The organism is Hydrogenovibrio sp. 3SP14C1 (assembly GCF_029625905.1).
In the GTDB taxonomy this organism is placed as follows: domain Bacteria; phylum Pseudomonadota; class Gammaproteobacteria; order Thiomicrospirales; family Thiomicrospiraceae; genus Hydrogenovibrio.
On record NZ_JARTLM010000014.1, the window covers coordinates 1 to 23,601 of the forward strand.

Genomic DNA, 23,601 nt, shown 5'->3' on the forward strand with positions numbered 1-23,601 from the left:
ACAACATCCGCACCGGCTTCGGTGATGCTTGATGTCGCACTTAGGCTAACCGTGGTGTCATCAGTGGTGTCGGTGATCTTGGTTGTTGCAGGGGTGCTATCGATAACGATGTTTTCGAAGTTGCCGCCTGTTGCTGTCTCGATTTTCGCTGAGATTGTATCTTCATCTAGGTAGACATCTTCGTCTGCTGCGACCGTCACCGTTGCTGTTCCTGAGGTTGCCCCATCAGCGATGCTGATCGTTTCACCATTACTTAGCGTAACCGTGGTCACTCCTTCTGATGCATTTGTCAGTGTCGCTGTGTAAACAACATCCGCACCGGCTTCGGTGATGCTTGATGTCGCACTTAGGCTAACCGTGGTGTCATCAGTGGTGTCGGTGATTGTCACCGTCGCTGTGTCTGTTGTGACTAGGTTTTCGAACTCGGTTCCACCACTTTCTACTGTGGCGTTAACCGTGATGGTTTCACCATCTTTATAAACATCGTCACCTTGCACTGAGAATGGCGTTGAGGTCGCGCTTGTCGCCCCGACCGCGAAGGTCATGGTCGCGCCATTATCCAACGTGATCACCAACGGTGCATCGGTCGGTGCATTGTCCAGCGTCCCACTGATGGTCGCGGTGCCGCTGCCTTCGTTCACACTGACATTATCCAGCATCAAGCGGGTTTCACCGCTGATCGTGGTCACCGGTGGATTGTCATTTTGAGGATTAACGGGATCAATAGGTGTCGTATCAAAAACTCTCTCATTTGGTGTTTGACGAGAGGTATTAAATGTACCTGTGTCATATCCACTCGTCACTTCACCTTCAGAAAGTGGTGACGGAATAAAATTGGCTGACTGCGCAGCGGAGCTAACATCACTTTGTTCACCTGCAGCCGTTGCTTCTAAAGCATCAAAATTTCCTTCTTGCACGGCTTCAATGGCTTTTTGAATATCTTCTGATGTGGTTTGGTTTTCTTCTATGTCAGTTGAACCAATCAAATCTTCATCTAACCGTACCAGCGTATTTCGACCTAATGAAAGGACTTCACCATTGCTGAGTTCAACCAAAATGGAACCTTGTGGTCCAGTCTGAACCAACTGTCCAGCATAAACGTTCATGTCTTCAATTAAAGGAATCAATTCGCCTGTCACTTCTTTGATATAGACGTTTCCTTCGGTAAGAATAACTTTTCCGACACTCGTTGCTACGTTTTGTTCAGCCATGATGCTAAGTCCTTGCAATAATAGGAGGTTTTTATAATTAGCTTTATTTTAGAAAATGTCTTAATGGAAAACTATTGTACCTAGGGTCAGTTGGCCATTTTTTAATAAAAATAATTGATAGATTTTCTTTAAGTCTATGACATGACTATACTTTTTGATAAAGTTCCGTATAATAAACTTAAACCAAGTCATTAATTGTTAAGAGACATTCTTGCGGAGGGCGTCAAAATGAATACAGTCAGTCCATCACTTGCATCAGCAGCACAAGCTCTTTATACCCAAGCTAATGGTTTGTCAGATACCTTATCGAAAGAACCTAAGGTGACTGATAAAACGACTTCAGAAAGTTCTTCTGCTCAAAACACAACGGTTACTTTATCAGACCAGACTAAAGCTCAATCTGTTGATTATCAGGATTTGGCAAAAAGCCAGACCGTTAATGCGAAAGATTCTGTAGAAGAAGCGCCAATTGAGTCAAATGAGATGACTAACTCAGTGACAAATACCGCAAAATTACAAGCGGAATCAAACTATATGACATCTAAAGATAACGGTATTGTATAAACACTGATTACTAAAGCATCCCGTCAGGTGGTGCTTTAGTATTAACCCATCTTTAGACATTCTTCATACTTCTTCAATCTTATTAAATTGCACTATCTCTTTGAAGTCATTAGAATTTAACTTGTACTTAATGAAATGGATTGCATTAAGTTTGGTTTACTCCTTAAACCTCAAAGTTAAACTTGATTCAAACTGGCCTCCTCAGCTCTTTGAATCAGCTCCTCAGATAAAAATTAAACACGATACGACCAATATCGTGTTTTTTTTTGCTTAAAATACCCTTTCTTATGATTAAAACGGACTCACTCTTATGAAAACCGTTAATGGCAAATCTTATCGTCATGGACATGGTTCAGATGAACAGCACAAAAAAGACCAGGCTCTTTTCTCTCAATTGCTTGAACACCACAAATTGTTATCTCGGAAAACGATTATGATTGAAAATGGTATTCGTGCACGTACCACTTCTGACGACCCCCATTTAGCAACTGTCTTGCAAGAACATGTTGAGGGAATGGAAAAGCGTTTTGGTATGGGAAAGGCTATCCGCTCTTGGGATCCATTGTTTGCTGCGCTTTTTGAATATAAAGAAGCCATTCAAATGTGCTATCACATGATTGAAAATGGTGTTGAAGCGATTGTGACTTCAGAAGACCCGAAATTGGTTGAACTCATTCATTCCCACGACCTAACATTACATGGGTTTATTGAAGAAGGGTTTGAGGCTGGAAAGCGAGAAAGCCCTAAACCCGACTGGCTAGAATAATATTCAAGTTTAAAACTTGAATATCGAGCTTTCAGCACTTATATAAGATTTATATTCGATCGTTAAATGGAGTCATCAAATGATTATTATGTGCCCACACTGTGGCGGACTAAACCGCATCCCTGACGAAAAACTTAATAACCAGCCAACCTGTGGAAAATGCCGATCAGCACTGTTTACAGGTCAACCCGTGGAAATGAATTCAGAGCAATTCTTACATGCCTTACACAAAACCGACCAACCTTTGGTGGTTGATTTTTGGGCATCATGGTGTGGTCCTTGTAAGATGTTTGCACCTACCTTTTCCCAAGCAGCTGAGCAACTTGAGCCGCACGCTAAATTCATCAAAATAAACACCGAAACCGAACAACAAATCGCCGCTCAGTTTAATATTCGATCAATTCCAACATTGGCCATTTTTAAAAATGGTCAGGAAGTTTCCCGCCAGTCAGGCGCGATGGATTTAGGTAGCTTTACAAACTGGGTAAAAAGTTCGATTTAATTCGACTGTGTTAGGCTTGAGACTTAAATTTAAAGGGCATTCACATGGAAATCGGTTCACCATTACACAGACAACTCCTCATGAAAGGGATTATTAGAACAGCTTTAAAAACAGCTACCTTTGGCCTCGTCATTGGGTTAATGCTGATTTTTCCAAGCATTATTCGAGAAAACACTTTTTCCACGGGACTTTCTTACGCTGGGCAAAGCATTATTTTAATTGCTTTTATCTATAGCTTGGTGATTGCCATTAAAAAATATCGTAAAACCATCGGCTCACTGGATTCCTAATTTTTTATCGGCTTTGAAAACGAGTCCAGTCTAACTTCGGTAATGACTGAGCCCATTTCAAAGCCACTTGCAACAGAGGATCATGCTGCTGGCTATAGAACTGCTCATTTAAGACTTCAACCAACCTTCTCGCATCAGCATTTTGTCCGTACTGCGATTCAAATCGCTCCAACCATTGCCCTAAACTTTGCTGTGATAACACAGAACTAGCTGATTTATCAGCTGGTGAAAATGGCCAGGCCTGGTTATTTTTGACAGGTTTTAACTGTTGATGAGACCAGTGCAGAATCGCCAACCAAGCAGCCTCTGTCGAGTTGCTTTTCTTCAATACAATAATTAAACGATATTTTGCCAAGCTCGCTTTTGCAACAAGCCCAAGCGCGAATAACGTCACCGCCCCAATGACAACCAGTAACCCTTGAAAAACAATCATCAACCACAATGGAATGACGATAAGAGTCTGTGCCGGTGCAAATTGATCTTCTAATTTACCTGTATTGACATCGAAATACGTTAATCGCATCGCTGGAAGCTGTGTCAGCCCAAAATGATTGACGCGAAAAGGTTGGTCAATCTCGACTCTGCTCGATAAGCCAGCAGTGGTCATGATGGTATGCTTTTTAAGGTTCGGGGTTAACCACTCAATACGAGTGTCTTTTCCTAATTGGTTAGTGATATTGGGTAAATTCGAGACGGAGACATTCTCTCCATTTAAATGCAAATACCAGTTATATAAACGCCCTATGACGATTAACTGCGCTGGAAACGAATTCTGCACCGAGACTTTACCCAAAGGAATCACCGCCGGTAAATAACTGGGTAAAGAACGTACCTGAACGCTGACCGGAGGGGCAACAAAAACCCAACGCTTATTGGTTTCATTTTGAACACGAATAATAGGAGATGTTAAAGAAACAACACCGGTTTTATTCAGCGCCACCGCTGAGGTCAAAATGATTTTTTTACCATAGAAAGTGCCTTCTTGCGTCTGAGGATCAGCTTGACCAATCCATTCATATGGCAAATCTGGCATGTTTTCCGGCAACACATTTTCAACGCCGATTGAGGCACTATCGGCTTTCAAATTTGCCGACCACAGTACAATCTCATTTTGAAAAACCGTCTTTTTCGGCGCCTTCCAAGAAACAGTCACTTCCGGGTTTTCTAACACCTTAATGGTGGTTGGTTTCACGTGGAGCCTTCCTGCTTTCAGTTCAGGAATCTTTAATATTCCTGTGCTAACAGGGTATAACCGAATCCGCAAACGATCAGAATGTCCATTAATATCATAAATCACAAACTGCTTTTTCAGTTCCGATAAGTCTAACTTATCATAGTCTGATTCGATGTCTTCACCCGATAAAATCCATGTTACTGGATTGCCCAAAACTACTTCCTTCGGGTAAATTCGACTGTCCGCTTGAACTCCTTTGACAAAAAACATCCCTGCCATTAATGTCACCAACAGTGTGATTTTAATTCCTCTTACCATGGTTTAACCCCCGGTAATGGATGAGATTGATCCTGCGTCGCTTGAAAGCCTTCTTCTCGTTCAAAAATATTTTGTAGTAACCGAGCCTGATTATCTTCAACACGTTGCATTTCATGCTCAAATTTTTCCATTCTGTAAACTCTTTTCTGCTGATCCAATATGGCATTGGCGCTATCATTTAACTGCAACTCATTCGCGGTAGATAACGAAAAATCGGTCTCTTCAAGCTCGTCCGGTAGCACAAATTCTTTACCGTCTTTTTCGCCTTCTGGCGCATCGCCTGAAACGCCTTCACCCGCTTCATCCTGATTGGGTTTTTGCCCACCATAAAACGCACCATCTGCATCGCGACTGGTATTCCCCTCACCTTGACCATCCCCTTGTTCTTGGTTCTGTTGTTGACCTTTTTGCTTTTGACGCTTACGTTTGGCCAATGCCAAATTATGTTCAGCTTTGTCATAATTCGGCCAATACACCAACGCTTGCTCATAGGCTTCAATCGCTTGGCGGGTTAAATTAGCTTGATAAAAACTATTACCTAAATTAAAAAGCGCCTGTGCACGCTGTTTGTCTGTCAACCCATTCAAGGCCGCTTCTCTAAAATAAAATACCGAAGATTCATAATCCTCTGCTTTGTATGCTGCCGCGCCAGCGCCAAACCAGCCACGATAATTTTGTAGCCCATCATAAGCTTGTTGAGAGGTATCGTAGTCTTTTGCATTGAATGCTTTATAAGCTTGAATTTCCTGTCCAACCGTTTCATCGAGCGCCCAGGCTCCTGGGGTATAAAACACCAACCCGGACAATATGAAAACGCCCACTAAGCTGAATACACTTGTCTGAACTGAACGCCCGATTCGAACGGGGAAAAATGCCCAAAGTAATGCAAGGAATGCCACCCAGATAAAGGGCATTGCGTGATCTTGCCATATCGGTAACGCTGATTGAAATGAGCGCTTGTTGGCCAACACACTGACCTCTTCTACCAATCGGTCTAAAAAAGCTGCATCATTATTGGCGCGTAAATAAACCCCTTTCAACTGGGTCGCGAGTTTTTGTAAGGCAATCTGTTCTAAGCGAGACGTCACCAATAAACCACTGGCGTGCAGCGCGCCACTTGGATGTTCCATACTAGGAATTCGGCTAGGTTGCAAGTTACCAACCCCTGCAAGAATGACTTTAGTTGCTGTATTGGCAACTGCTTTTAAAGCCTCTGGTACGGCAACAATCTGATTGGGTTCAGGCGTTCCATTGGTTAGAACCAATAACACCTGTGACTTTCCTGCTGTTTGTTGTAAATGATCCGCACCGAAAATAATGGCATCTTCCAATTGAGAACCAAGCGTGGGCAAGATACCCGGCCGCATTAAATCTAAATAATGTTGAAACAAAGTGCGGTCAAACGATAAAGGGGAAACCAAATGCGGACGTCCTGCATACACCATTAAGCCTAATCGGTCATTCGGCTCTAATCGATTTGCGAGAGACTCGACCAATGATTTCGCCAATAAAAAACGATTTGGCGCAACATCTTGTACCAGCATTGAACGGGAGGTATCCAGCGCCACTAAAATATCCACCCCAGCTCGCGTCGATTCTTGAGGGGCAGGCACTAAGGTTCTTGGGCCCGCCAAAGCGATAACCAGACAAACCCATGCCACCGTCAATAGCCATTTCGGTTGAAATAAACGCCCTATTTGACGTTGGAAAAACTGCCAAAAACCGCCAGGCCTGGTCGTTTTTGTCTGTGCCATGGCTTGTTGTGAGGCTGTAAAAAGACCTTGTTTTGTCACTTTTGCCCAAGGTAATAAGTGACTTTCAGCATACTGGCTGGTGTGTCGGCGACGTAACCAGTATGCCACTGTGCCCCAAACAACCGGAGCCAGTGCAAACCACAAGGTCGTTGCATCACGCCACTCCCAATTGAGTATCGTTTCAATCATACGGCCTCCCGTTGCAATCGATTACCCAATAATTGCACCAGAGCAAAATAGAATACAAACAACATCACACTTAAGGCAATAACATAAGGATAAAGCGCAACTTGCTGAAATTTCTTTTTAGGCACTTCAATCGCAACACCTTCTGTTTGATCAATTGTTTGCAACACTTTTTGTAAGTCTTGCCCACTGCCAATCTGGTAATAACGACCATTGGTCTGTTCAGCAATTTGCTTCAATGAATCGGATTCAAGCGCTTCATATAACAATCCGCGGAATTTTCGTTGATCCGCTTCTTTCGAGCTTCCGCCCACACCAATGGTATAAATCGGAATATTGAGGCCTTGCGCATAGTTAATCGCTTCTGCAATTGGTAATCGGCTGTTTCGGGTTGACCCGTCTGAGATCAGCACCACAATTCGGTTTTCTGTTGAATCGACACTTTTTTCAGCCTGCTGTAATGCCAACCCCAACGCTTCTCCGGTTGCTTCATCGGTACGCCCAGCCAGGTAAGGCTTTAACCGCTTCAACATCAACCGTGCCGTGGTGGCATCTGATGTCAATGGCATCAACGTGTAAGCATCATCTGCATACAAAATAAACCCAAACCGATTGCCTGCAAGCCCTGAAATGAATTGATCCAATACATCTTGAATCACTTTCACCCGGCTTTGCGGCTTACCATCAATCTGATAATCCTCTAACACCATACTGACGGAGGTTTCGACTACAAAAACAATATCTCGAACGGTTTTAGTTTGCGGCTCAGGAGGCAAGGGTACTTTTTTAACCGGCATCGCTAAAGCGGTCACAATACCGGCCAACAGCATTAAGCGCAATAAGTTCAATAACCATCTAATGCCTTTAGAAGAGCTTGGTACGCTGGCATTAAATCCTAACTGGTCAATTAAAGGGTGTCGGAACAATAATGACTGGGCACTCGCTGTCTGCTCCCAATCCGATCCGCTTGGACGCAAATAATGCACTAACCATAAGCCGAGCACCGATCCAAACAAATAAAACCATTCAGGGTGAACAAACTGAACCAAGTGCCAATCCTGAAAAACCTGAGCCAACTCTTGCAATGCCATCATGATTTTTCTCTCTTCCAAGCAGCCAGTTGTTGCTTCATCGCTTCAAAGCCTTGGTTAATCATTTGTTTAAAAAACGCTTTTAGTGTCGGCTGTGTTGCTTGGAGTGCGCTTTCAAAATCCTGCAAAATATCTTCTAAGGTTTCACGTGAAACAGATGTTTTTGAAAAGCAGGCCTGGTCAATTTTGATTTGTAAACGCATCTGATCATGCTCTGTCAGCAGCGCCTGTTTTATAGCAATCCGATACCATTGATAAGTTTGCACAGCAACTTGATTAAAGTCAGCAACCCTTGTCGGCTGCTTTAATTGTTTCTGCGCTTTTTTAATGCGGATATTCAATCGAACTCGCTGCCAAAAATGCGCCATCAAAGCCGCTATGATCAAAATAACCGCTAAAGTGAGTAATAATGACCCTACAATTTGTAACCATGCCAACCAGTCGATTCCGGGGGCTGTCGGCAATTCAATATCGATGAGTTTATTTTCAGCAATTTGGCGTTCGAGTTCCGAGGTATTAGGATCCACTGGCATACACTCCTCCCACGCTTAATTGATCATTCAATACTTGCAATGAGTCCTCGGTTGATAAACTCACGACGGTCACACCGACCTGATTAAGACGTTGAATTTTATGATCAAAATACTGCGCTGACCATTGCTGATAGGCTTTTGATTGTTGAGCTGACAATTGAGACACTTCAAAGTCACCATTCAACGATTGCAGCTTTAACCCCGGTAAGGATGGCAGTTGCTTTTCAACGGGATCATAGACCAGCACCGCTTTTATCATAACTTTATCCTGTAAAGCCGCTAACAATTGCAACGTCGCATCATCAAGATCTTTAAAGTCACTTAATATAATCAACCGAGCGCCTGACTGTAACCGCTGCTGGCACACCAACAATTCATCATACAAACGGGACTCCTGTGTCACCGCTAAAGGCGGACAGGCGACCGATGCAAACTCCATAAATCGCTCGAAGGTACCACTGCCTTCGAAGGTAGCTGAATTTCGTACCTGTTCGGATAACGCAATGCCTTCAACCGGCAAGCCTGATTGCTGAGCCTGCCAAGCAAAAAACCCCGCGGCTCTTACCGCTTGTACAACCTTAAGATGGTGTCGAGTGCCGAAACGCATCGATTGCCGCTGATCAAGCACCAGCGTCCAACTTTCTTGGCGTTCTTCTTGAAACAACTTCGTATACGCTTGACCGGTTCGAGCCATTAAACGCCAGTTGATTCGGCGCACTTCATCCCCCGGTTCATATCGGCGACTTTCCTCATATTCCATGCCCGATCCAAGATAACGACTGGCCTGCTCACCTTGTTTGCGTGCTTCACTGGCTTTAGGATTGGCAACAGATTTAGTTGCCATCTGTGACACCTCGTCGCCCAGTGCATGAATTTGTTGCGCTGAAAGAATAGGCGCCTGAACTTGTGGCGTCAAGGCATCGGAAGAGGTCTTGCCAAACCAGCTTTTGAACGATTCGAACACTGAAAACAAACCCTTTGAGGCGGAACGCATCATACCGACTTAAACAGCTTTTGCATCAGTATCTAAAACAGGAACGGGGACCATTTCAATAATTTTGTCGATGACCGAATCTTCAGTCCATTGTTGTGCACGCCCTGCAAAACTGACCCGGATTCGATGACGCAGAATATCCGGCAACATCGCAATCACATCATCTGGTGTGACAAAATCACGTTCTTCCAGCCACGCTTTTGCACTGGCCGCATGCAATAACGACAATGTTGCTCGTGGGGAAGCACCAATCTCCAACACACCTGCTAGACCCTCATCCCATTGCTCCAGTCTTCTTGTTGCGCCCGTCAAGGCCACCATATAATGCTCAACCGCCTCTGAAACATATTGTTCTGAAATCTGATGACGTGCCTGCAACACTTTCTGCGGGGTCAAGAACGCGTGTAACACTTCTTTATCTTCACCAAAATGGTGTGAACGATCACGACGTAGAATCTCTAATTCTTCTGATTCACTCGGATAGTCAAGCACCACGTGCAGCATAAAACGATCGAGTTGCGCTTCTGGCAAAGGGTAAGTTCCACTTTGCTCCAACGGGTTTTGTGTCGCCATCACGATAAACAATTCCGGCAGTTCACGTGTCAACCCTCCTGCGGTCACCTGCTGCTCTGCCATCGCTTCTAATAAAGCCGACTGAACTTTTGGCGGGGCACGATTAATTTCATCCGCTAACACAATTTCATTGAAAATCGGACCTTTCACAAACGTAAGCTGACCGGTTTGGGTGTCTAAAATATCGGAACCGACAACATCGCCCGGCATCAAGTCCGGTGTGAACTGAATGCGCTGAAAAGAAGATTTGATCGCTTCAGAAAGGGTTTTAACCGCTGTGGTTTTAGCCAGGCCTGGTGGCCCTTCCAACAATAGGTGCCCTCCCGTCAGCATCGCAATAATCATGCGCTCCAACAAATCTTCCTGCCCAACAATGACTTTTTGCAAATGCTGTTTCAGTTCTTTGAAATCGGCTTGTGTTGACATGTTTTCTTCCTTTTCGGGCCATCCCGTCAATACGGCTTTAATATCAGTAAAGCCTAATTTTGCTTTTATGCAGTATAAAATAAAAATAAGGGCAAACTGTGCAATCCCTGTGAATTCTCTTTTAAATATTTTATAACGTAATAAGAGAATTTATCCTAACGTTGATTGGTGATTTTAACTTGAACCCACGCCCCTGACAGTAACATGGCAATCCCCACCAGCCAAAAAGGAGTGGTAAGGTCTTGCGACCATTGAGCTAAAAGCCCCATTGCCAAAGCGCCAAACGCATAGCCGGAGTCACGCCAGAATCGGTAAATACCGATTAAGCTGGCACGATGTTGCGCTGGCGCAAAGTCTCCTACCGCAGCCCCTAAGTTAGGATAGAGCATCGCCATTCCCAGACCAATGATAGTCGCTTCTATAGACCACAAGATCACACCCTGCGTCAATGGGATCGACAATACGCCCAAACCACACAACCACATGCCCCAAACGATCAATCCTTTGCGTCCGATTTTATCGGATAAAGGGCCTGTCACCAGTTGACTTGCTCCCCAAACCACCCCATAAATCGCAACAATAGCACCGGCCTCCACCAAAGAAATTCCTTGCGAAAGGAAATAGACAGGTAAGAAGATCCACACAATCGCATCGGTAAACTTCTCTACTAATCCTGCCTGGTTAATGGCGACTAAGGAAGGGTTTTCCCAACTCGCCATTCTAAAGAGCTGAGTTAACGACTTTTCAGAATGCGTTTCACCCTTTTGTTGCGCGATTTGGTGATGTAACTCTGCCCAAGGCAAGGTTTCTTTAATGGTCCATTTCGCTAAAACCAACCCTAATAGAATCACGCTTAAGCTGAAAATAAACAGTCCTTCTTTTGCCCCAAACCATTCCACAAAATAAGCGGTGGCCAACCCAGCTATCCCCACGGCAGCATACCCTGAAAACTCATTTGCACCGTTCACCAGGCCTTTTTGCGTCGATTTTGCTAAATCCAGTTTACTGTTCAAAGCCATTGACCATGCCAACCCTTGGTTGAATCCCAGCAATACCGTCGCGAAGATAATCCAGTTCCAACTTGGCGCATATAACAAAATAAAAGGCACTGGCAACGCAACCAGCCACCCCCAAATTAAGATGGTTTTTCGACCATACTGTTCGCTGAGCTTACCGGCAAACAAATTCATTACCGCTTTAATGACACCGAACACCACCACAAAAGAGGCCAACAGAAAAAAAGCTTTATCGGCCAAACCAAACTCTGATTCAGCGAGGCCGGGCACCACCACTCGAATCATTCCGATGGTTAACCCGACTAAAAAGATTTGTAAAAGTTGTAACAAAAACTGGTGTCTGTTTACAGAAATTCCGTGAGTAAGAATGTTTTCTGAAGGGTGTACTCGATGAGTCATAGCAGCCTCGCGACCTGGAAATTTAAAATTTCTTGCATTATAGCAGTACATGAAATAACATTCAATTGATTGATTGAATTATAACCCAATAGGGAGCATATTATGTTTTTAGTCCAACGAGAAGTCCCCAGTGATCCATCTTCCATCTCATATTTCATGGGGTGTGCAGGTCAAGGAAAGAGTATTGCAATCGATGTTCACCAAGACGATGTGGACTGGTTTATCGAGCAAGCTAAACAAAAAGGTGTGGAAATTAACTATGTGATTGATACCCATATTCATGCCGATCATGTTTCCGGTGCTAAAACATTAGCAAAACGCACCGGAGCTCTGTATTGTCTTCATGAATCAGCCGCTCCCCAATTTGATTTTCACCCCTTGAAAGATCAAGAAACCTTTACAGCAGGAAATGTGAGCGTCGAAGTCCTTCACACGCCTGGCCACACAATGGACTCAATTTGTTTATTGGTCACAGACCTTTCACGCGGACCGGCGCCTTGGTTTTTAATTTCTCAACATACTTTATTTGTTGGCAGTGTAGGAAGGCCAGATTTAAGAGGCCGTGAAAAGGAAATGGCGGCGCATTTATATGAATCCATCCACAGCAAAATCCTAACGCTACCAGATTATGTAGAAATCTTACCGGGTGCCAAAGCGGGCAGTGTTTGTGGCGTTGGCTTATCAGCCAAACCTGTTTCCACCATCGGATATGAAAAGGCCAACAACACAACCTTAAAATTGTCCAGAACGGCTTTTATCGAAAAAGTCCTGGAAGAACTTCCGCCGTTTCCAGATAAGATGGATGAAATCATTCAAGCCAACATTGAAAAAAGTTGAGCAGGAAGATTCAATCCTCTATATTATTCAATAACATGGGCTGAAAAAGGAAGACAACGTGTCCACCGTCAAAAAACAATTATTTGAACAACTTGCTTTAATCGGCCAAGTGCTTTCGTCGCCTCAACGAATCGAATTGATTGATTATCTGGCGCAAGCAGAACGCAATGTCGAAGAACTCAGCCAACTTTCTGGTTTAAGTGTTGCCAATACGTCTCGCCATTTACAACAGCTTAAACAAGCTGGACTGGTTTCAACTCGTAAGCAGGGCAAAAGCCGCTTTTATCAGTTGGCTGGAGCGGATGTGGTGAGCCTAGTGAAACACTTACGCCAAACCGCCGAATCCCACCTGGCAGAAGTTGACCGCTTGATGACGACCTTAATGCCGCAAAAAAACAAGACCGAAATCATTACCAGTAAAACCTTGGCGCATGAAATGCAAAAAAATCACCTTATCGTGCTAGACGTTCGACCAACCAAAGAATTCGACCAAGGTCACATCAAAGGCGCGCTCAATATCATTCCTGAAAAGATAGATGAAACAATTGAAACGCTGCCGAAAGACAAAACCATTGTGGCTTATTGTCGAGGGCCTTACTGCGTCTATTCCTATCAAATGGTGGAACACCTACGAGAAAACGGCAGAGACGCTTTACGACTGGATGAAGGATTTCCTGAGTGGAAAGCAGCTGGCCTACCCTATGAAACAACCCTCTCTCATTAATTAACCTGATTCTACTCAATCCTTAAAGGAGAACTTTATGAAAAAATCATCGACGATTTTAAACACTTTTTTACTCGGGCTCGGCTTACTGCTGTCTGCTCAATTGGTGCAGGCAAAAGAAGTCAAACAAACGTTTAAGGGCCTCACTTTAAATGCTAATTTAGTCATGGCAGAGGGTAAAAGCTTCAAGGATGGGATGGCGCTGCTAACACACGGTACCTTAACCCACTCAGGACGCAGCACCTATGCCAACATCCAAAAACTCTTGGCGGAGCGCGGTATCAGTTCGATTGCGCCTAACTTAAGCCTAGGAATCAATGACCGCCATGGAGAATATGACTGTAGCGTACCACACAGACACTTACACGAAGATGCCCTGGATGAAATCGGTTTCTGGGTCGATTGGCTGAAAAAACAAGGAACGGATAGCCTAACACTGATGGGACACTCTCGCGGAGGCAACCAAACGGCTTGGTTCAGCGTCGAAAGAGACGATCCGATAATTAAAGACATCATCCTCATTGCGCCACAGACTTGGCGTTACCAATCAGAAAAGGCGGACTATCAGAAAAAGTACAACCAATCCATTGATCCTGTTTTCGCCAAGGCTGAAAAACTGGTCAAGGCAGGCAAAGGGGAAACGTTAATTAAAGATATTAACTTTATCTACTGCAAGCATACCGATGCCACCGCAAATTCCATTGTCAGTTATTACAAAAACGAGCCGAAAATGGATACACCAACACTTCTGAAAAAAGCCACCAAGCCGACTTTGGTCATTATTGGCACAGAAGATAAAGTGGTGAGTGACTTAAGTGAAAAAATGGCAGCGGTTAAAAACCCACAAGTGCATGTTGCGGTGATTGATGGTGCAAACCACCATTTCAGAGATTTTTTTGCTGAAGACTTAGCAGACCAAGCAACGGACTTTATTCAAGCACACCAATAATTTATTCTAATCACTGGACGGCAGCAGCCGTTCAGGGTCTTTTTTAGTTAGTAAACTTCCACTCGATTCCGTCCATGACGTTTTGCCAGATAAAGCGCTTCATCTGCCCGTTTAAACAACTGGGCTTCCGTTTCATTTTTATGATAGACCGTCGCACCTAAACTCACCGTTACTTGCCCCACTTTTGGAAAGACAAATGCTTCAATCGCCTCTCGAATCTTTTCGGCCAATTTAGCGGTTAAAGAAGCATCCAGTTCTAAAGCAATTAATAAGAACTCTTCTCCTCCCCAACGGCCAATATAATCGGTTTCTCTAACAAGTTGCTGGACAATTTTTGCAATCTGCATAAGCGTTTCATCGCCAATATCATGCCCAAAATCATCATTAATCTGTTTAAAGTAATCAACATCAAACATAATCATGCCAAAACGACCGCCATAACGATTAATACGTTTCATTTCAGCATCCACCACTTCAGTCAAATGGCGGCGATTCCACAACCCTGTCAAGGCATCTTTCATCGCCAGATCATTCAACTCCTGTTGCATTTTGACCTGTTCCGAAACATCTTTTCCCGTTGAAACAAAATATTCAATCTGTCCATCCCGATTAAAAATCGGACTGATGGTGGTTTCTTCATAATAGGTGGAACCGTCTTTGCAACGATTCATAATGCGATTGTGGTACACCTCTCCGGATAAAATGGTATCCCATAAGGTTTTAGCCTTTTGTTGATCCTGCATCTCCGATTTCAAAACCGCAGGCGTTTTCCCAATTAATTCCTGCTCGGTATAGCCAGTTTTATCCATTAATGCTTGATTCACAAAAACCAAATGACCAGTTTTATCAGTAATTTTGACAAAATCTGCGGTTTGTTGAATCACTTTGGCGAACAGGTTGATCTGTTCTTCCGATTTCATGGTTTCAGTGATATCCATAATCTTGCCGAGCAAATGTGTGACACGATCCGAGTCATCTCGCTCAAAAGTCAACCGAATATCAATCCAGGCATAGGTTTGATCAGACTTTCTTAAACGGACACGTTTAGAAAGATAAGGAACACCAGAATCGGCCTTTTCAGCAACAGCTTGTTCCAGGCCTTCTAAATCATTCGGATGGATAAGGTCTTGATAGGAAATTTCTTGAGTATAAAACTGTTCAGGCGCATAACCGAAAGCACTGAAGTTTTCACTTAAAAAAAGAACGGGCCATCTAGGTGCGTATTCGCAATAGAAAACAATTGTTTCACTGTTATTTATCAGATTCAGTATTTTGTGATGCAAATTCCGCACTCTCATGTTGTCTGTCATATTTCTAAGTAATCATGCCATCATAAAAAAAAATACTATTTTTTGTAGGTTTTTTTAATGAAAGTTTTTAACGTGAAATAAGAAAAGTTTATTTTTAGCATCAAAACAGAATACAAAACCATCAAGTCAGCGTCTTATCGTTCCAAATCGCCTATAATTTATTTTATTAAATAACATTTTGAAAAGACCGCATCATGCCCAAAGCCTCTCATAAAACCGATCGTAATTTCGATACCTTGATTGATCAATTTGAAAAACGTGTTTATGACACCGTCAAAGGGGAGTGGCGGCTCAAATTGCTCAAAGAAGATCTAGATACAATTAGAAACACCCGCAAAAAACGCCCAGGCCTGGTTGAAAAAACCACTACTGACCTCTCTAACATTCTTTCCATTTGGGACGCCGGTTGTGGGTTTGCACAAATCAGTCAATGGTTTGCCGAAGCAGGGCATCATGTGGTCGCCTGCGATTTATCAAAGAAAATGTTACAAAAAGCACAACGAAATTTTGCGGAAAAACAATTGGAAGCGACCTTTCTTCATGGTTCGGCACAAGCACTGGCGCCTAGCTTACCGTCGTTTGATTTGGTGCTGTTCCATGCCGTTATCGAATGGCTGGGAGACCCTCAAGCAGGATTGGCGACAGTTGCGGAAAAAGTAAAACCAGGCGGTTACTTATCTTTATTGTTCTACAATCGTAATGCTTTTGTTTACACCAATGTTTTAAAAGGTCGCTGGCGCTGGCAACATATTTTATCGAACGCTTTTATCGGCAAGGGCAAGAAACTGACACCCCCCAACCCGCAATACCCAGAAGACATGATTCAACAGCTCGAAAATTTGGGGTTTTCAATCCAAAAACAAACCGGCATTCGGGTGTTTCATGACTACCTAATCCCAGAGGTAGTAAAACACAGTGACACGCAAGAACTGCTTGATTTAGAATACCAATACTGTCGGCGTCCCACTTATCGCGATATGGGGCGTTACATTCATATTCTCGCACGCAAAGCGATTTCATAAACCAACGGAACAATCAGAACTCAGTATGTCAAAAAACACCTCTCACCTGACGCAACTGTTATTCAAAGAACTGGCTAAACAACCCAAATTGCTGCAAATCAGCTTTTTCTGGCTTCCGGTAATATTTGGTTTTGTCCTGCTGGCGGGCGGTTTAAAGTATGTTTATGAAACCGAAGTCGCGCGCCCTTCCATGGCGTATATGGGTGTTCCCAAAAGTAACAATGACTGGTCAAATTTAACCCATACTTTGCGCAATAAAGGGTTTATGTTGGGCTACTCCGAAAAACTGGCCAACCCACTTTGGGTCACCTACAAAGTCACGCCAACCACAGTTAAGTATGGCAAACGCCCTTCCTTCCAGGCGGACTGGCGCTCTTTGGCTCATATTCGCCACGAAGACTATACCGGCAGCGGTTATGATCGCGGGCATATGGCGCCAAACTATGTCATCGCCAGCCGTTATGGCTATGAAGCTCAAAAAGAAACGTTTCTGATGACGAATATCACCCCACAAAAACCCAGTTTTAATCAGAAAATCTGGCAACGACTGGAAGAGGTCAGTGCCGATGTTTTTTCAAAACAAGTCGGCACTTTTTGGGTCGTCACCGGCCCCATTTTTGACGCGAAGCCTAACACCCTGAAAAAAGCACCGGTGGCCATTCCAAAAGCCTTTTATAAAATCTTTATTCGCCCAGAAATAGACGGCAAGCCCACCGTTGCGTTGGCGTTTATTCTGCCGCAGAATGCCAAACCAAAAGACAGTTTGCTAAACTACGTCACAACCATTGATCAGATTGAGCAACAAACGGGAATCGATTTTTTCTGGCAGTTAGAAGACACCTTAGAAACGGCCCTTGAAGCAAGCAAAAACCCCCAGGCCTGGTCTTTAGAAGAAGTGGCTAATTTACCCAGCCGCTATTAAAGGAGAAACATGAAACGTCGCCAATTTCTTGCCCTATTGTCCAGTAGTGGATTGGTGTCCGCCTGCACCGTGACCGAAGTTCGGCGCGGTATCAACTCGGCTCAACAACTCTCAAATGGTGATGTTCCGGGTGCTGTCAGCGCACAACTGCCTTCCAGCGGCATCGCAGAAGTGGATCAACTGGTACGTCGTCAACTCAAAAGCTTAATCAAAGAACTGGCAAAAACCTGGGGGGATAAAAAGGTCGCCAGCCCCAAAGAATACGTTAAGTACACGGATAAATATCAAAGCCGAGCCATCGTTAACTTTAAAACGGGACTGATTCGCGTGGAAACCGTTCAGCAAAAATCGTCTAAAAAAGCTTTGAAAGCCGCTATTATCAGCACACTTCTAACCCCTGAAAACCCTGCTAAAGTCGATCTTTTATCCGATGAAGCGGTGACAACCGGTCAAAAACCTTTTTTACATGATTTGGTTATCGACCAAGATAAAAAAGCCGTCGGTACCCAGTGGCGCGCCAACCGTTATGCCGAGTATTTGATGAAAACCGCCTACAAAGTGGATTCTTATAATCAGAAAACGCGCCATTACGTAACCTTTGCAATGGTCAAAGATCACAACCAGACACAACAAAAGCACTATGCCACTCAAGTGAAACGCCAGGGAAAACGCTTCAATATTGATCAAGCTTTGATTTATGCCATTATTGAAACCGAAAGCGCCTTTAATCCTTACGCCATGAGTCACATCCCGGCGTATGGACTGATGCAGATTGTGCCATCTTCGGCTGGGCGCGATGCTCATCGATTACTATACAAAAAAGACGGCATTCCAACCAAAAACTACCTCTTTCAGGCCGACAACAACATTGAAATGGGCACGGCTTATCTTCACATCTTATTTACACGCTATTTGGCTCAAGTCAAAAATCCAAAAGCGCGGGAATATTGTTGCATTGCAGCCTACAACACCGGCAGTGGTAATGTGCTTAAAGCGTTTGACACAGACCGCTCTAGAGCGTTTGATAAAATCAACACCCTGAGCGCTTCCTCGGTTTACAGCCATCTGCGTAAACACTTGAAGTATGAGGAAGCACGTCACTATCTCTACAAAGTGACGCAAAAAAAACGCGCCTATGTTTAACAGACGTTTCAAGCTCTGAGGTTTCCTCAGAAAGCATGATTATCCCGAACAGATATTTTATAATACCTAGCATATTGAACCTTTAAAGTCATGCCGGCACTTTGTGCCCAGTGATTATGTTGATCTAGCGTTACATAGGAATCCCCATTTTGAAAGACACTCTGTATGCACACCCTTATGAAGCGGTTGGCGAATTTCAATTCGATGACTCGGTCGTGGCTGTCTTTCCCGACATGATTCAACGTTCCGTACCCGGCTATCAAACGATTTTGACGGGCATCAGCGAACTGACTGCAAAATACGCACAACCCAATAGCCAATTGTACGACTTGGGCTGCTCCTTAGGCGCCGCGACCTTAACCATGCGCCGCAAAGCCCCTCAAGGAAGCCAGATCATTGCCGTCGATACTTCACAACCCATGATCGAACGCGCCAAAGAACATATTGAAGGCTTTCATTCAGATATTCCGGTGCGTTTACAGTGTGAAGACATGACCCAGATTCCCATTGAAAATGCCTCTGTTGTCGTCATTAATTTCACCCTGCAATTTATTGAACCTCCGGCGCGACAAGCGTTACTAGATAAAATTTATCAAGGCCTGAACCCAGGCGGCATTTTGATTTTATCGGAAAAAATTCATTTTGAATCCGCCGAACTTCAAGAGGCCATTGAACATTTACAGCTGCAATTCAAACGTGCCAATGGCTATTCAGAGCTTGAAATCAGCCAAAAACGCGCGTCACTTGAAAATGTGTTGATCAGTGACTCGGAAGCTACTCATCTCAAGCGCTTGCAGCAGTCCGGATTTAAAGCCGCCAGTATTTGGTTTCAAGCCTATAATTTTGCCTCCTTTCTGGCCATTAAAGCTTAAAACGACACACTCATAAGGTTCCATGTGAAACATTACCACCAACACTATTCTCTTTTTTGGCCCAAACTGGAAGAAGCCCGCCTAGGACACTGGCAAAATGCACTGGAAGCTACTTTAGAGACTGCTTTAGACCCTGACGCCAATGGCAACTTACCAAAATGGCTTCCGGCACTGGAAACGGTCATGGCATTTCCTTCTTCAGACTCGATTCAGCTAGATCAATCGGCTATTGGAGCCTACTCTCAACAGTTTTCGGATAACGATAGAGAAAAGCTGACTCAAGCGCTGAAAGCGTTTATGCCTTGGCGTAAAGGTCCCTTTGATATTGAAGGTATTTACATTGATACCGAATGGCACTCTGACTGGAAGTGGGACCGTGTCTCACCTCACTTAAGCCCATTAAAAGGACGAAAGGTACTCGATATTGGGTGTGGCAGCGGCTATCATCTCTGGCGCATGCTGGGTGACGGTGCTGAATTTGCTTTAGGTGTTGATCCGGGGTTGCTTTTTATGACCCAGTTTTTAGCCATTAAACATTTTGTCGGAGAAACCCTGCCGGCCTATTTTCTTCCGCTGACTTTAGAGCAATTGCCAAAGACCCAACCATCAGAAGTGTTTGACACAGTTTTTTCAATGGGCGTGTTGTATCACCGACGCTCTCCGATTGACCATATTATGGATTTAAAACGTTATTTGAAACCCGGCGGAGAGCTGGTATTGGAAACCCTAGTAATTCCTGAAGATCAAGGTCAGCTACTGGTACCGAAAGAACGTTATGCACAAATGAATAATGTTTGGTTTATCCCTTCGGTTAAAGAACTGGGGCACTGGTTAGAAAAGTGCGGCTTCAAAAACGTTCGCTGTGTCGATTTAGATCAAACCTCGATCCAAGAACAACGTACTACGGAATGGATGAACTGGAATTCTTTAGCTGACTTTCTTGACCCAGAAGACTCCAACAAAACCGTTGAAGGATACTCTGCGCCATTACGAGCGGTCATGATTGCCAACAAACCTCAATAAAAATAATCCCATTTTTTATTTTCGATTCAATAAGATACAATACCCTTATAAATAACTCTGATATTAAGTCAAAGGGACGCCTATTATGTTTAAACGCCTTGGCCTGCAGCCAAAAATTATTTTTCTATCGCTTTTTATTACTTTATTAGTAATTATCGCATTAGGAATTATTGGCTGGGTGACCTACCAGACACAATTTAAGCAAATTGCTCATAACACCGCACAAGAAATGGTTCAGGACGTGGAGCGCAGTCTGGACAAAAAACTTGATATTGGTGTTACCAATGCGGTGAGCTTTGCCTCTAACCGAGAACTGGTTCAGGCTATTGTCGATAATAACAAGCCGCTGGTGAATGACATTCTAGGGAATATCAGCAAAACCTATAAAGAAAACACGCAATATAAAAACGTCAAAATCCATATTCACACACCGGAAAACCGTTCCTTTTTACGTAGCTGGCGCGACAAAAATGGGGATGATTTATCTGCCTTCCGTTTTGGGGTACAAAAGGTCATCAATGAGAAAAAACCGATTCGCGTACTAGAGCTTGGTCGTGCCGGGCTGGCAGTTCGAGGCATTGCTCCTTTGTTCCACAACGGGCAGTACATTGGATCGCTTGAATTTATCCAAGGCCTGAGATCGATGGCTAAGGCTTACCAAGAACGAAACATGGACTATTTAATGCTGCTTAATCAGGAAGCATTAAAAATCAGTGTGAAAGCGAGCAAAAACACCCCTGTCGGCAATTATGTACTGGCCAACAATAAATGGTTTTCTCCTGACAGCATTGAACTGGCACAAAAAATGGACTGGCGTCTACTCAATAAACAAGGTTGGCTGATTCAGGATGGGCGACTCATCACCCAAATTCCGGTCAAAGATATGCGAGGCAAGCTGGTCGGAACCCAGGTCATTGCCGAACCGACCACAAAATTTGATGCCGAAATGGCGGGCATTCTGAACGAAACCATTAAACAGATTCTATCGATCTTAGCGATTGTCATCTTAATGGTCATCGCAATTTTAGTGAGCTTAAACAAACTGGTCATTCGCCCGGTTAAAGAACTACAAAATACAATATCAAACGTTCTTAACCAAGGTGATTTTTCGGTCAGGGTTAGCACGGATAACAATGGTAATGAAGTCAATTTGATGGCGAAAGACTTCAACGAATTGTTACAAATGCTACAAAATGTCATCGCCTCTATTACGACCAGTATGCAGTCGATTGAAAAAGGGGATTTGTCGGCGCGTGTAACCGCAGATGCCGTTGGCGAGTTGGATGGCCTTAAGAATTCCGTTAACCAAACCGCTCAAATTTTGGACAACACCATGTCAGAAATCGAACGTGTATTAGGTCAAATGCAATTGGCTAACTTCTCAGTAGAAGTGAAGGATGTACCTGCGGAAGGGGCCTTTAAGAAATCGCTCGACAGCATTCATGAAACGGTTTCCAGTTTGAAATCTGCAGTTTCTGAAATCAACCAAACCATGACAGCAATGTCTCAAGCTAATTTCACTCAACCTATCAATACACCGTTGAGTGGAGACTTGGACCACTTGAAAACCAATATCAACAATACCTTGGTTGATTTGGAAAATGGGTTTAACGGTTTCACTCACAGTTTAACTCAGTTAACCTCAGGCGACTTGACCACCCGCGTAGAAGGTGAGTTCTCCGGTCAATTGGCCAAACTGCAAGACATTATTAATAGCTCGTTAAACAATATTGGTAGTATGTTTACTGAAATTAAATTCATGTCCGACGGTTCCAGCCAGAATGTGACTCAGGTAAGTCGTGGCAATATGGACTTGAATGAAAGAACGCAAAACCAAGCGGCTTCCATTGAGGAAACAGCGGCTTCGATGGAAGAGATTACCTCGACCGTGCAGCACTCACTTTCTAACGCAAAAGAAGCCAATCATTTGTCACAGCAAGCGAAAGAGGATGCGGATAAGGGTGCTCTGATAATGGATCAAACTCGCTCAGCAATGCGCGGGATTGAAGAAGCCAGTGGTAAAATTTCTGAAATCACCACCTTGATTGACAGCATTGCTTTCCAAACCAATCTATTAGCGCTGAACGCAGCGGTAGAAGCTGCGCGTGCTGGAGATCATGGTCGAGGTTTTGCTGTCGTGGCAGGCGAAGTACGTAACCTGGCTCAAAAATCTGCCGATGCCGCGAAAGATATCGCTCGATTGGTGCAGGATACTGCTGAACAAATTGCTAATGGAACCGAACTGACTGAGCAATCATCCAGTATGCTGTCTCAAATTAACCAACGCATCACCTCTGTTTCAGAAATGGTCGATGCCATTACCAAATCTGCAGAGGAACAGTCTCTAGGTATCAGCCAAATCAACCAAGCCGTGTCTTCAATGGATCAAATTACCCAACAGAATGCGGCATTAGTAGAAACAGTCGCGGAAGATACCCAAAGCATGGATAAGAAAATTTCTCGCTTGGTTGAACTGACTCAGGTCTTTAAAATTGATATCCCACAACTGTCGTTGAATACAACGATCTCGACCGGGAACTTTGACTTTGCCCAAGCCCGTCGTGCAGTCAAAGCATGCCGTGCAAATATCAGTGGATTACTGTATACCGGTTCAAAAGACTTTGACCTCAATATGGTGACCCACTCTGAACAAAGTGAACTGGGCAAATGGTTACTGACCACTGGCCAACAATATCAGCACCATCAGGCATACCAGCAATTGGTTAACCTGAATAAGGCTTTCCATCAACAGCTGGAAGAAGCCGTTCAAATGCTCGACAAAATGGCCTTACTGCCTTCAGAAAAGGTTGCTCAAATTGAACAGACATCTGATGCGTTAGTAGAGGCCATTAACCAACTGGAAAATGCTGAAGCAAGCGTTTCTAACACGCAGGCATTACCGCATCATTAATGCCTGATTTATCAGCTTCAAAAAGAGCCAGGCCTGGCCCTTTTTGAAGCATTCTCCCTTTCATTTTTCTCCACGTTCTTTTACTGATTTC

General features: G+C 43.9%; 22 protein-coding genes. 13 read left to right on the plus strand and 9 right to left on the minus strand.

The window, feature by feature from the left end; genetic code table 11:
* Positions 1–1,211 (minus strand): retention module-containing protein (locus P8629_RS10935; RefSeq protein WP_278166171.1); only part of this gene is annotated, 1,211 nt, incomplete at its 3' end.
* 228 nt (positions 1,212–1,439) lie between these two features.
* On the opposite strand from P8629_RS10935, the gene P8629_RS10940 reads away from it, so the two are divergent.
* The 4 genes from P8629_RS10940 to P8629_RS10955 all read left to right on the plus strand — a co-directional run bounded on the left by P8629_RS10940 (position 1,440) and on the right by P8629_RS10955 (position 3,333).
* Positions 1,440–1,775: a hypothetical protein gene (locus P8629_RS10940; RefSeq protein WP_278166172.1), complete on the plus strand. Its 336-nt coding sequence runs from the start codon at positions 1,440–1,442 to the stop codon at positions 1,773–1,775.
* A gap of 310 nt (positions 1,776–2,085) precedes the next feature.
* Complete coding sequence (locus P8629_RS10945) at positions 2,086–2,541, plus strand: hypothetical protein (RefSeq protein ID WP_278166173.1); 456 nt, start codon at positions 2,086–2,088, stop codon at positions 2,539–2,541.
* A 79-nt stretch (positions 2,542–2,620) separates the two neighbouring features.
* Positions 2,621–3,043, plus strand: coding sequence for a thioredoxin TrxC (trxC, locus tag P8629_RS10950; RefSeq protein WP_278166174.1), 423 nt, complete (start codon positions 2,621–2,623; stop codon positions 3,041–3,043).
* Between the two features lie 44 nt (positions 3,044–3,087).
* On the plus strand, positions 3,088–3,333 hold the full coding sequence (locus tag P8629_RS10955) for a hypothetical protein (RefSeq protein WP_278166175.1): 246 nt from the start codon (positions 3,088–3,090) through the stop codon (positions 3,331–3,333).
* A gap of 4 nt (positions 3,334–3,337) precedes the next feature.
* Here P8629_RS10955 and P8629_RS10960 read toward each other — a convergent pair whose 3' ends face one another.
* From P8629_RS10960 to P8629_RS10990, 7 genes are all read right to left on the minus strand, one after another.
* The gene (locus P8629_RS10960) at positions 3,338–4,825 is read right to left on the minus strand and encodes a hypothetical protein (protein WP_278166176.1); all 1,488 of its coding nucleotides are present in this window, start codon (positions 4,823–4,825) and stop codon (positions 3,338–3,340) included.
* A complete protein-coding gene (locus P8629_RS10965; protein ID WP_278166177.1) occupies positions 4,819–6,768 on the minus strand; it encodes a VWA domain-containing protein in 1,950 nt (649 codons plus the stop codon). Before P8629_RS10965 ends, P8629_RS10960 begins: the two co-directional genes overlap by 7 nt.
* Positions 6,765–7,859, minus strand: coding sequence for a vWA domain-containing protein (locus P8629_RS10970; protein WP_278166178.1), 1,095 nt, complete (start codon positions 7,857–7,859; stop codon positions 6,765–6,767). Before P8629_RS10970 ends, P8629_RS10965 begins: the two co-directional genes overlap by 4 nt.
* Positions 7,856–8,389: a hypothetical protein gene (locus tag P8629_RS10975; RefSeq protein WP_278166179.1), complete on the minus strand. Its 534-nt coding sequence runs from the start codon at positions 8,387–8,389 to the stop codon at positions 7,856–7,858. The genes P8629_RS10970 and P8629_RS10975 overlap by 4 nt, the downstream gene beginning before the upstream one ends.
* Complete coding sequence (locus tag P8629_RS10980) at positions 8,373–9,353, minus strand: DUF58 domain-containing protein (protein ID WP_278166180.1); 981 nt, start codon at positions 9,351–9,353, stop codon at positions 8,373–8,375. Before P8629_RS10980 ends, P8629_RS10975 begins: the two co-directional genes overlap by 17 nt.
* A gap of 39 nt (positions 9,354–9,392) precedes the next feature.
* Positions 9,393–10,382, minus strand: a complete 990-nt coding sequence (locus tag P8629_RS10985) for an AAA family ATPase (RefSeq protein WP_278166181.1) — start codon at positions 10,380–10,382, stop codon at positions 9,393–9,395.
* A gap of 155 nt (positions 10,383–10,537) precedes the next feature.
* Complete coding sequence (locus P8629_RS10990; RefSeq protein WP_278166182.1) at positions 10,538–11,797, minus strand: MFS transporter; 1,260 nt, start codon at positions 11,795–11,797, stop codon at positions 10,538–10,540.
* Between the two features lie 102 nt (positions 11,798–11,899).
* On the opposite strand from P8629_RS10990, the gene P8629_RS10995 reads away from it, so the two are divergent.
* From P8629_RS10995 to P8629_RS11005, 3 genes are read left to right on the plus strand one after another with little or no spacing between them, the layout of a single operon-like run.
* On the plus strand, positions 11,900–12,634 hold the full coding sequence (locus tag P8629_RS10995) for an MBL fold metallo-hydrolase (RefSeq protein WP_278166183.1): 735 nt from the start codon (positions 11,900–11,902) through the stop codon (positions 12,632–12,634).
* Positions 12,635–12,692: 58 nt separating this feature from the next.
* Positions 12,693–13,358, plus strand: coding sequence for an ArsR/SmtB family transcription factor (locus P8629_RS11000; protein ID WP_278166184.1), 666 nt, complete (start codon positions 12,693–12,695; stop codon positions 13,356–13,358).
* A 37-nt stretch (positions 13,359–13,395) separates the two neighbouring features.
* Entirely contained in the window at positions 13,396–14,307 is a 912-nt protein-coding gene (locus P8629_RS11005; RefSeq protein WP_278166185.1) for an alpha/beta hydrolase, read from the plus strand.
* A gap of 47 nt (positions 14,308–14,354) precedes the next feature.
* On the opposite strand, the gene P8629_RS11010 is transcribed toward P8629_RS11005, so the two are convergent.
* A complete protein-coding gene (locus P8629_RS11010; protein WP_278166222.1) occupies positions 14,355–15,599 on the minus strand; it encodes a sensor domain-containing diguanylate cyclase in 1,245 nt (414 codons plus the stop codon).
* A gap of 212 nt (positions 15,600–15,811) precedes the next feature.
* Between P8629_RS11010 and P8629_RS11015 the strand changes: the two genes are divergently transcribed.
* From P8629_RS11015 to P8629_RS11040, 6 genes are all read left to right on the plus strand, one after another.
* Complete coding sequence (locus P8629_RS11015) at positions 15,812–16,639, plus strand: methyltransferase domain-containing protein (protein ID WP_278166186.1); 828 nt, start codon at positions 15,812–15,814, stop codon at positions 16,637–16,639.
* Between the two features lie 25 nt (positions 16,640–16,664).
* A complete protein-coding gene (locus P8629_RS11020; RefSeq protein WP_278166187.1) occupies positions 16,665–17,561 on the plus strand; it encodes a DNA/RNA non-specific endonuclease in 897 nt (298 codons plus the stop codon).
* Between the two features lie 9 nt (positions 17,562–17,570).
* Positions 17,571–18,704 (plus strand): murein transglycosylase domain-containing protein, encoded by a 1,134-nt coding sequence (locus tag P8629_RS11025; RefSeq protein ID WP_278166188.1) that lies wholly within the window; start codon positions 17,571–17,573, stop codon positions 18,702–18,704.
* 149 nt (positions 18,705–18,853) lie between these two features.
* A complete protein-coding gene (cmoA, locus tag P8629_RS11030; protein WP_278166189.1) occupies positions 18,854–19,576 on the plus strand; it encodes a carboxy-S-adenosyl-L-methionine synthase CmoA in 723 nt (240 codons plus the stop codon).
* A 24-nt stretch (positions 19,577–19,600) separates the two neighbouring features.
* A complete protein-coding gene (gene cmoB / locus P8629_RS11035; protein ID WP_278166190.1) occupies positions 19,601–20,599 on the plus strand; it encodes a tRNA 5-methoxyuridine(34)/uridine 5-oxyacetic acid(34) synthase CmoB in 999 nt (332 codons plus the stop codon).
* A gap of 85 nt (positions 20,600–20,684) precedes the next feature.
* Positions 20,685–23,510 carry a methyl-accepting chemotaxis protein gene (locus P8629_RS11040; protein ID WP_278166191.1) on the plus strand — a complete coding sequence of 942 codons (2,826 nt, stop codon included), beginning with the start codon at positions 20,685–20,687 and terminating at the stop codon, positions 23,508–23,510.
* Positions 23,511–23,601 lie beyond the last annotated feature (91 nt).

What these genes read in the sequence shown, in the direction of transcription:
- P8629_RS10940 (WP_278166172.1), top strand. Translation starts at nt 1,440, where the DNA reads ATGAATACAGTCAGTCCATCACTTGCATCAGCAGCACAAGCTCTTTAT.
- P8629_RS10945 (WP_278166173.1), top strand. Translation starts at nt 2,086, where the DNA reads ATGAAAACCGTTAATGGCAAATCTTATCGTCATGGACATGGTTCAGAT.
- trxC (WP_278166174.1), top strand. Translation starts at nt 2,621, where the DNA reads ATGATTATTATGTGCCCACACTGTGGCGGACTAAACCGCATCCCTGAC.
- P8629_RS10955 (WP_278166175.1), top strand. Translation starts at nt 3,088, where the DNA reads ATGGAAATCGGTTCACCATTACACAGACAACTCCTCATGAAAGGGATT.
- P8629_RS10960 (WP_278166176.1), bottom strand. Translation starts at nt 4,825, where the DNA reads ATGGTAAGAGGAATTAAAATCACACTGTTGGTGACATTAATGGCAGGG.
- P8629_RS10965 (WP_278166177.1), bottom strand. Translation starts at nt 6,768, where the DNA reads ATGATTGAAACGATACTCAATTGGGAGTGGCGTGATGCAACGACCTTG.
- P8629_RS10970 (WP_278166178.1), bottom strand. Translation starts at nt 7,859, where the DNA reads ATGATGGCATTGCAAGAGTTGGCTCAGGTTTTTCAGGATTGGCACTTG.
- P8629_RS10975 (WP_278166179.1), bottom strand. Translation starts at nt 8,389, where the DNA reads ATGCCAGTGGATCCTAATACCTCGGAACTCGAACGCCAAATTGCTGAA.
- P8629_RS10985 (WP_278166181.1), bottom strand. Translation starts at nt 10,382, where the DNA reads ATGTCAACACAAGCCGATTTCAAAGAACTGAAACAGCATTTGCAAAAA.
- P8629_RS10990 (WP_278166182.1), bottom strand. Translation starts at nt 11,797, where the DNA reads ATGACTCATCGAGTACACCCTTCAGAAAACATTCTTACTCACGGAATT.
- P8629_RS10995 (WP_278166183.1), top strand. Translation starts at nt 11,900, where the DNA reads ATGTTTTTAGTCCAACGAGAAGTCCCCAGTGATCCATCTTCCATCTCA.
- P8629_RS11005 (WP_278166185.1), top strand. Translation starts at nt 13,396, where the DNA reads ATGAAAAAATCATCGACGATTTTAAACACTTTTTTACTCGGGCTCGGC.
- P8629_RS11015 (WP_278166186.1), top strand. Translation starts at nt 15,812, where the DNA reads ATGCCCAAAGCCTCTCATAAAACCGATCGTAATTTCGATACCTTGATT.
- P8629_RS11020 (WP_278166187.1), top strand. Translation starts at nt 16,665, where the DNA reads ATGTCAAAAAACACCTCTCACCTGACGCAACTGTTATTCAAAGAACTG.
- P8629_RS11025 (WP_278166188.1), top strand. Translation starts at nt 17,571, where the DNA reads ATGAAACGTCGCCAATTTCTTGCCCTATTGTCCAGTAGTGGATTGGTG.
- P8629_RS11040 (WP_278166191.1), top strand. Translation starts at nt 20,685, where the DNA reads ATGTTTAAACGCCTTGGCCTGCAGCCAAAAATTATTTTTCTATCGCTT.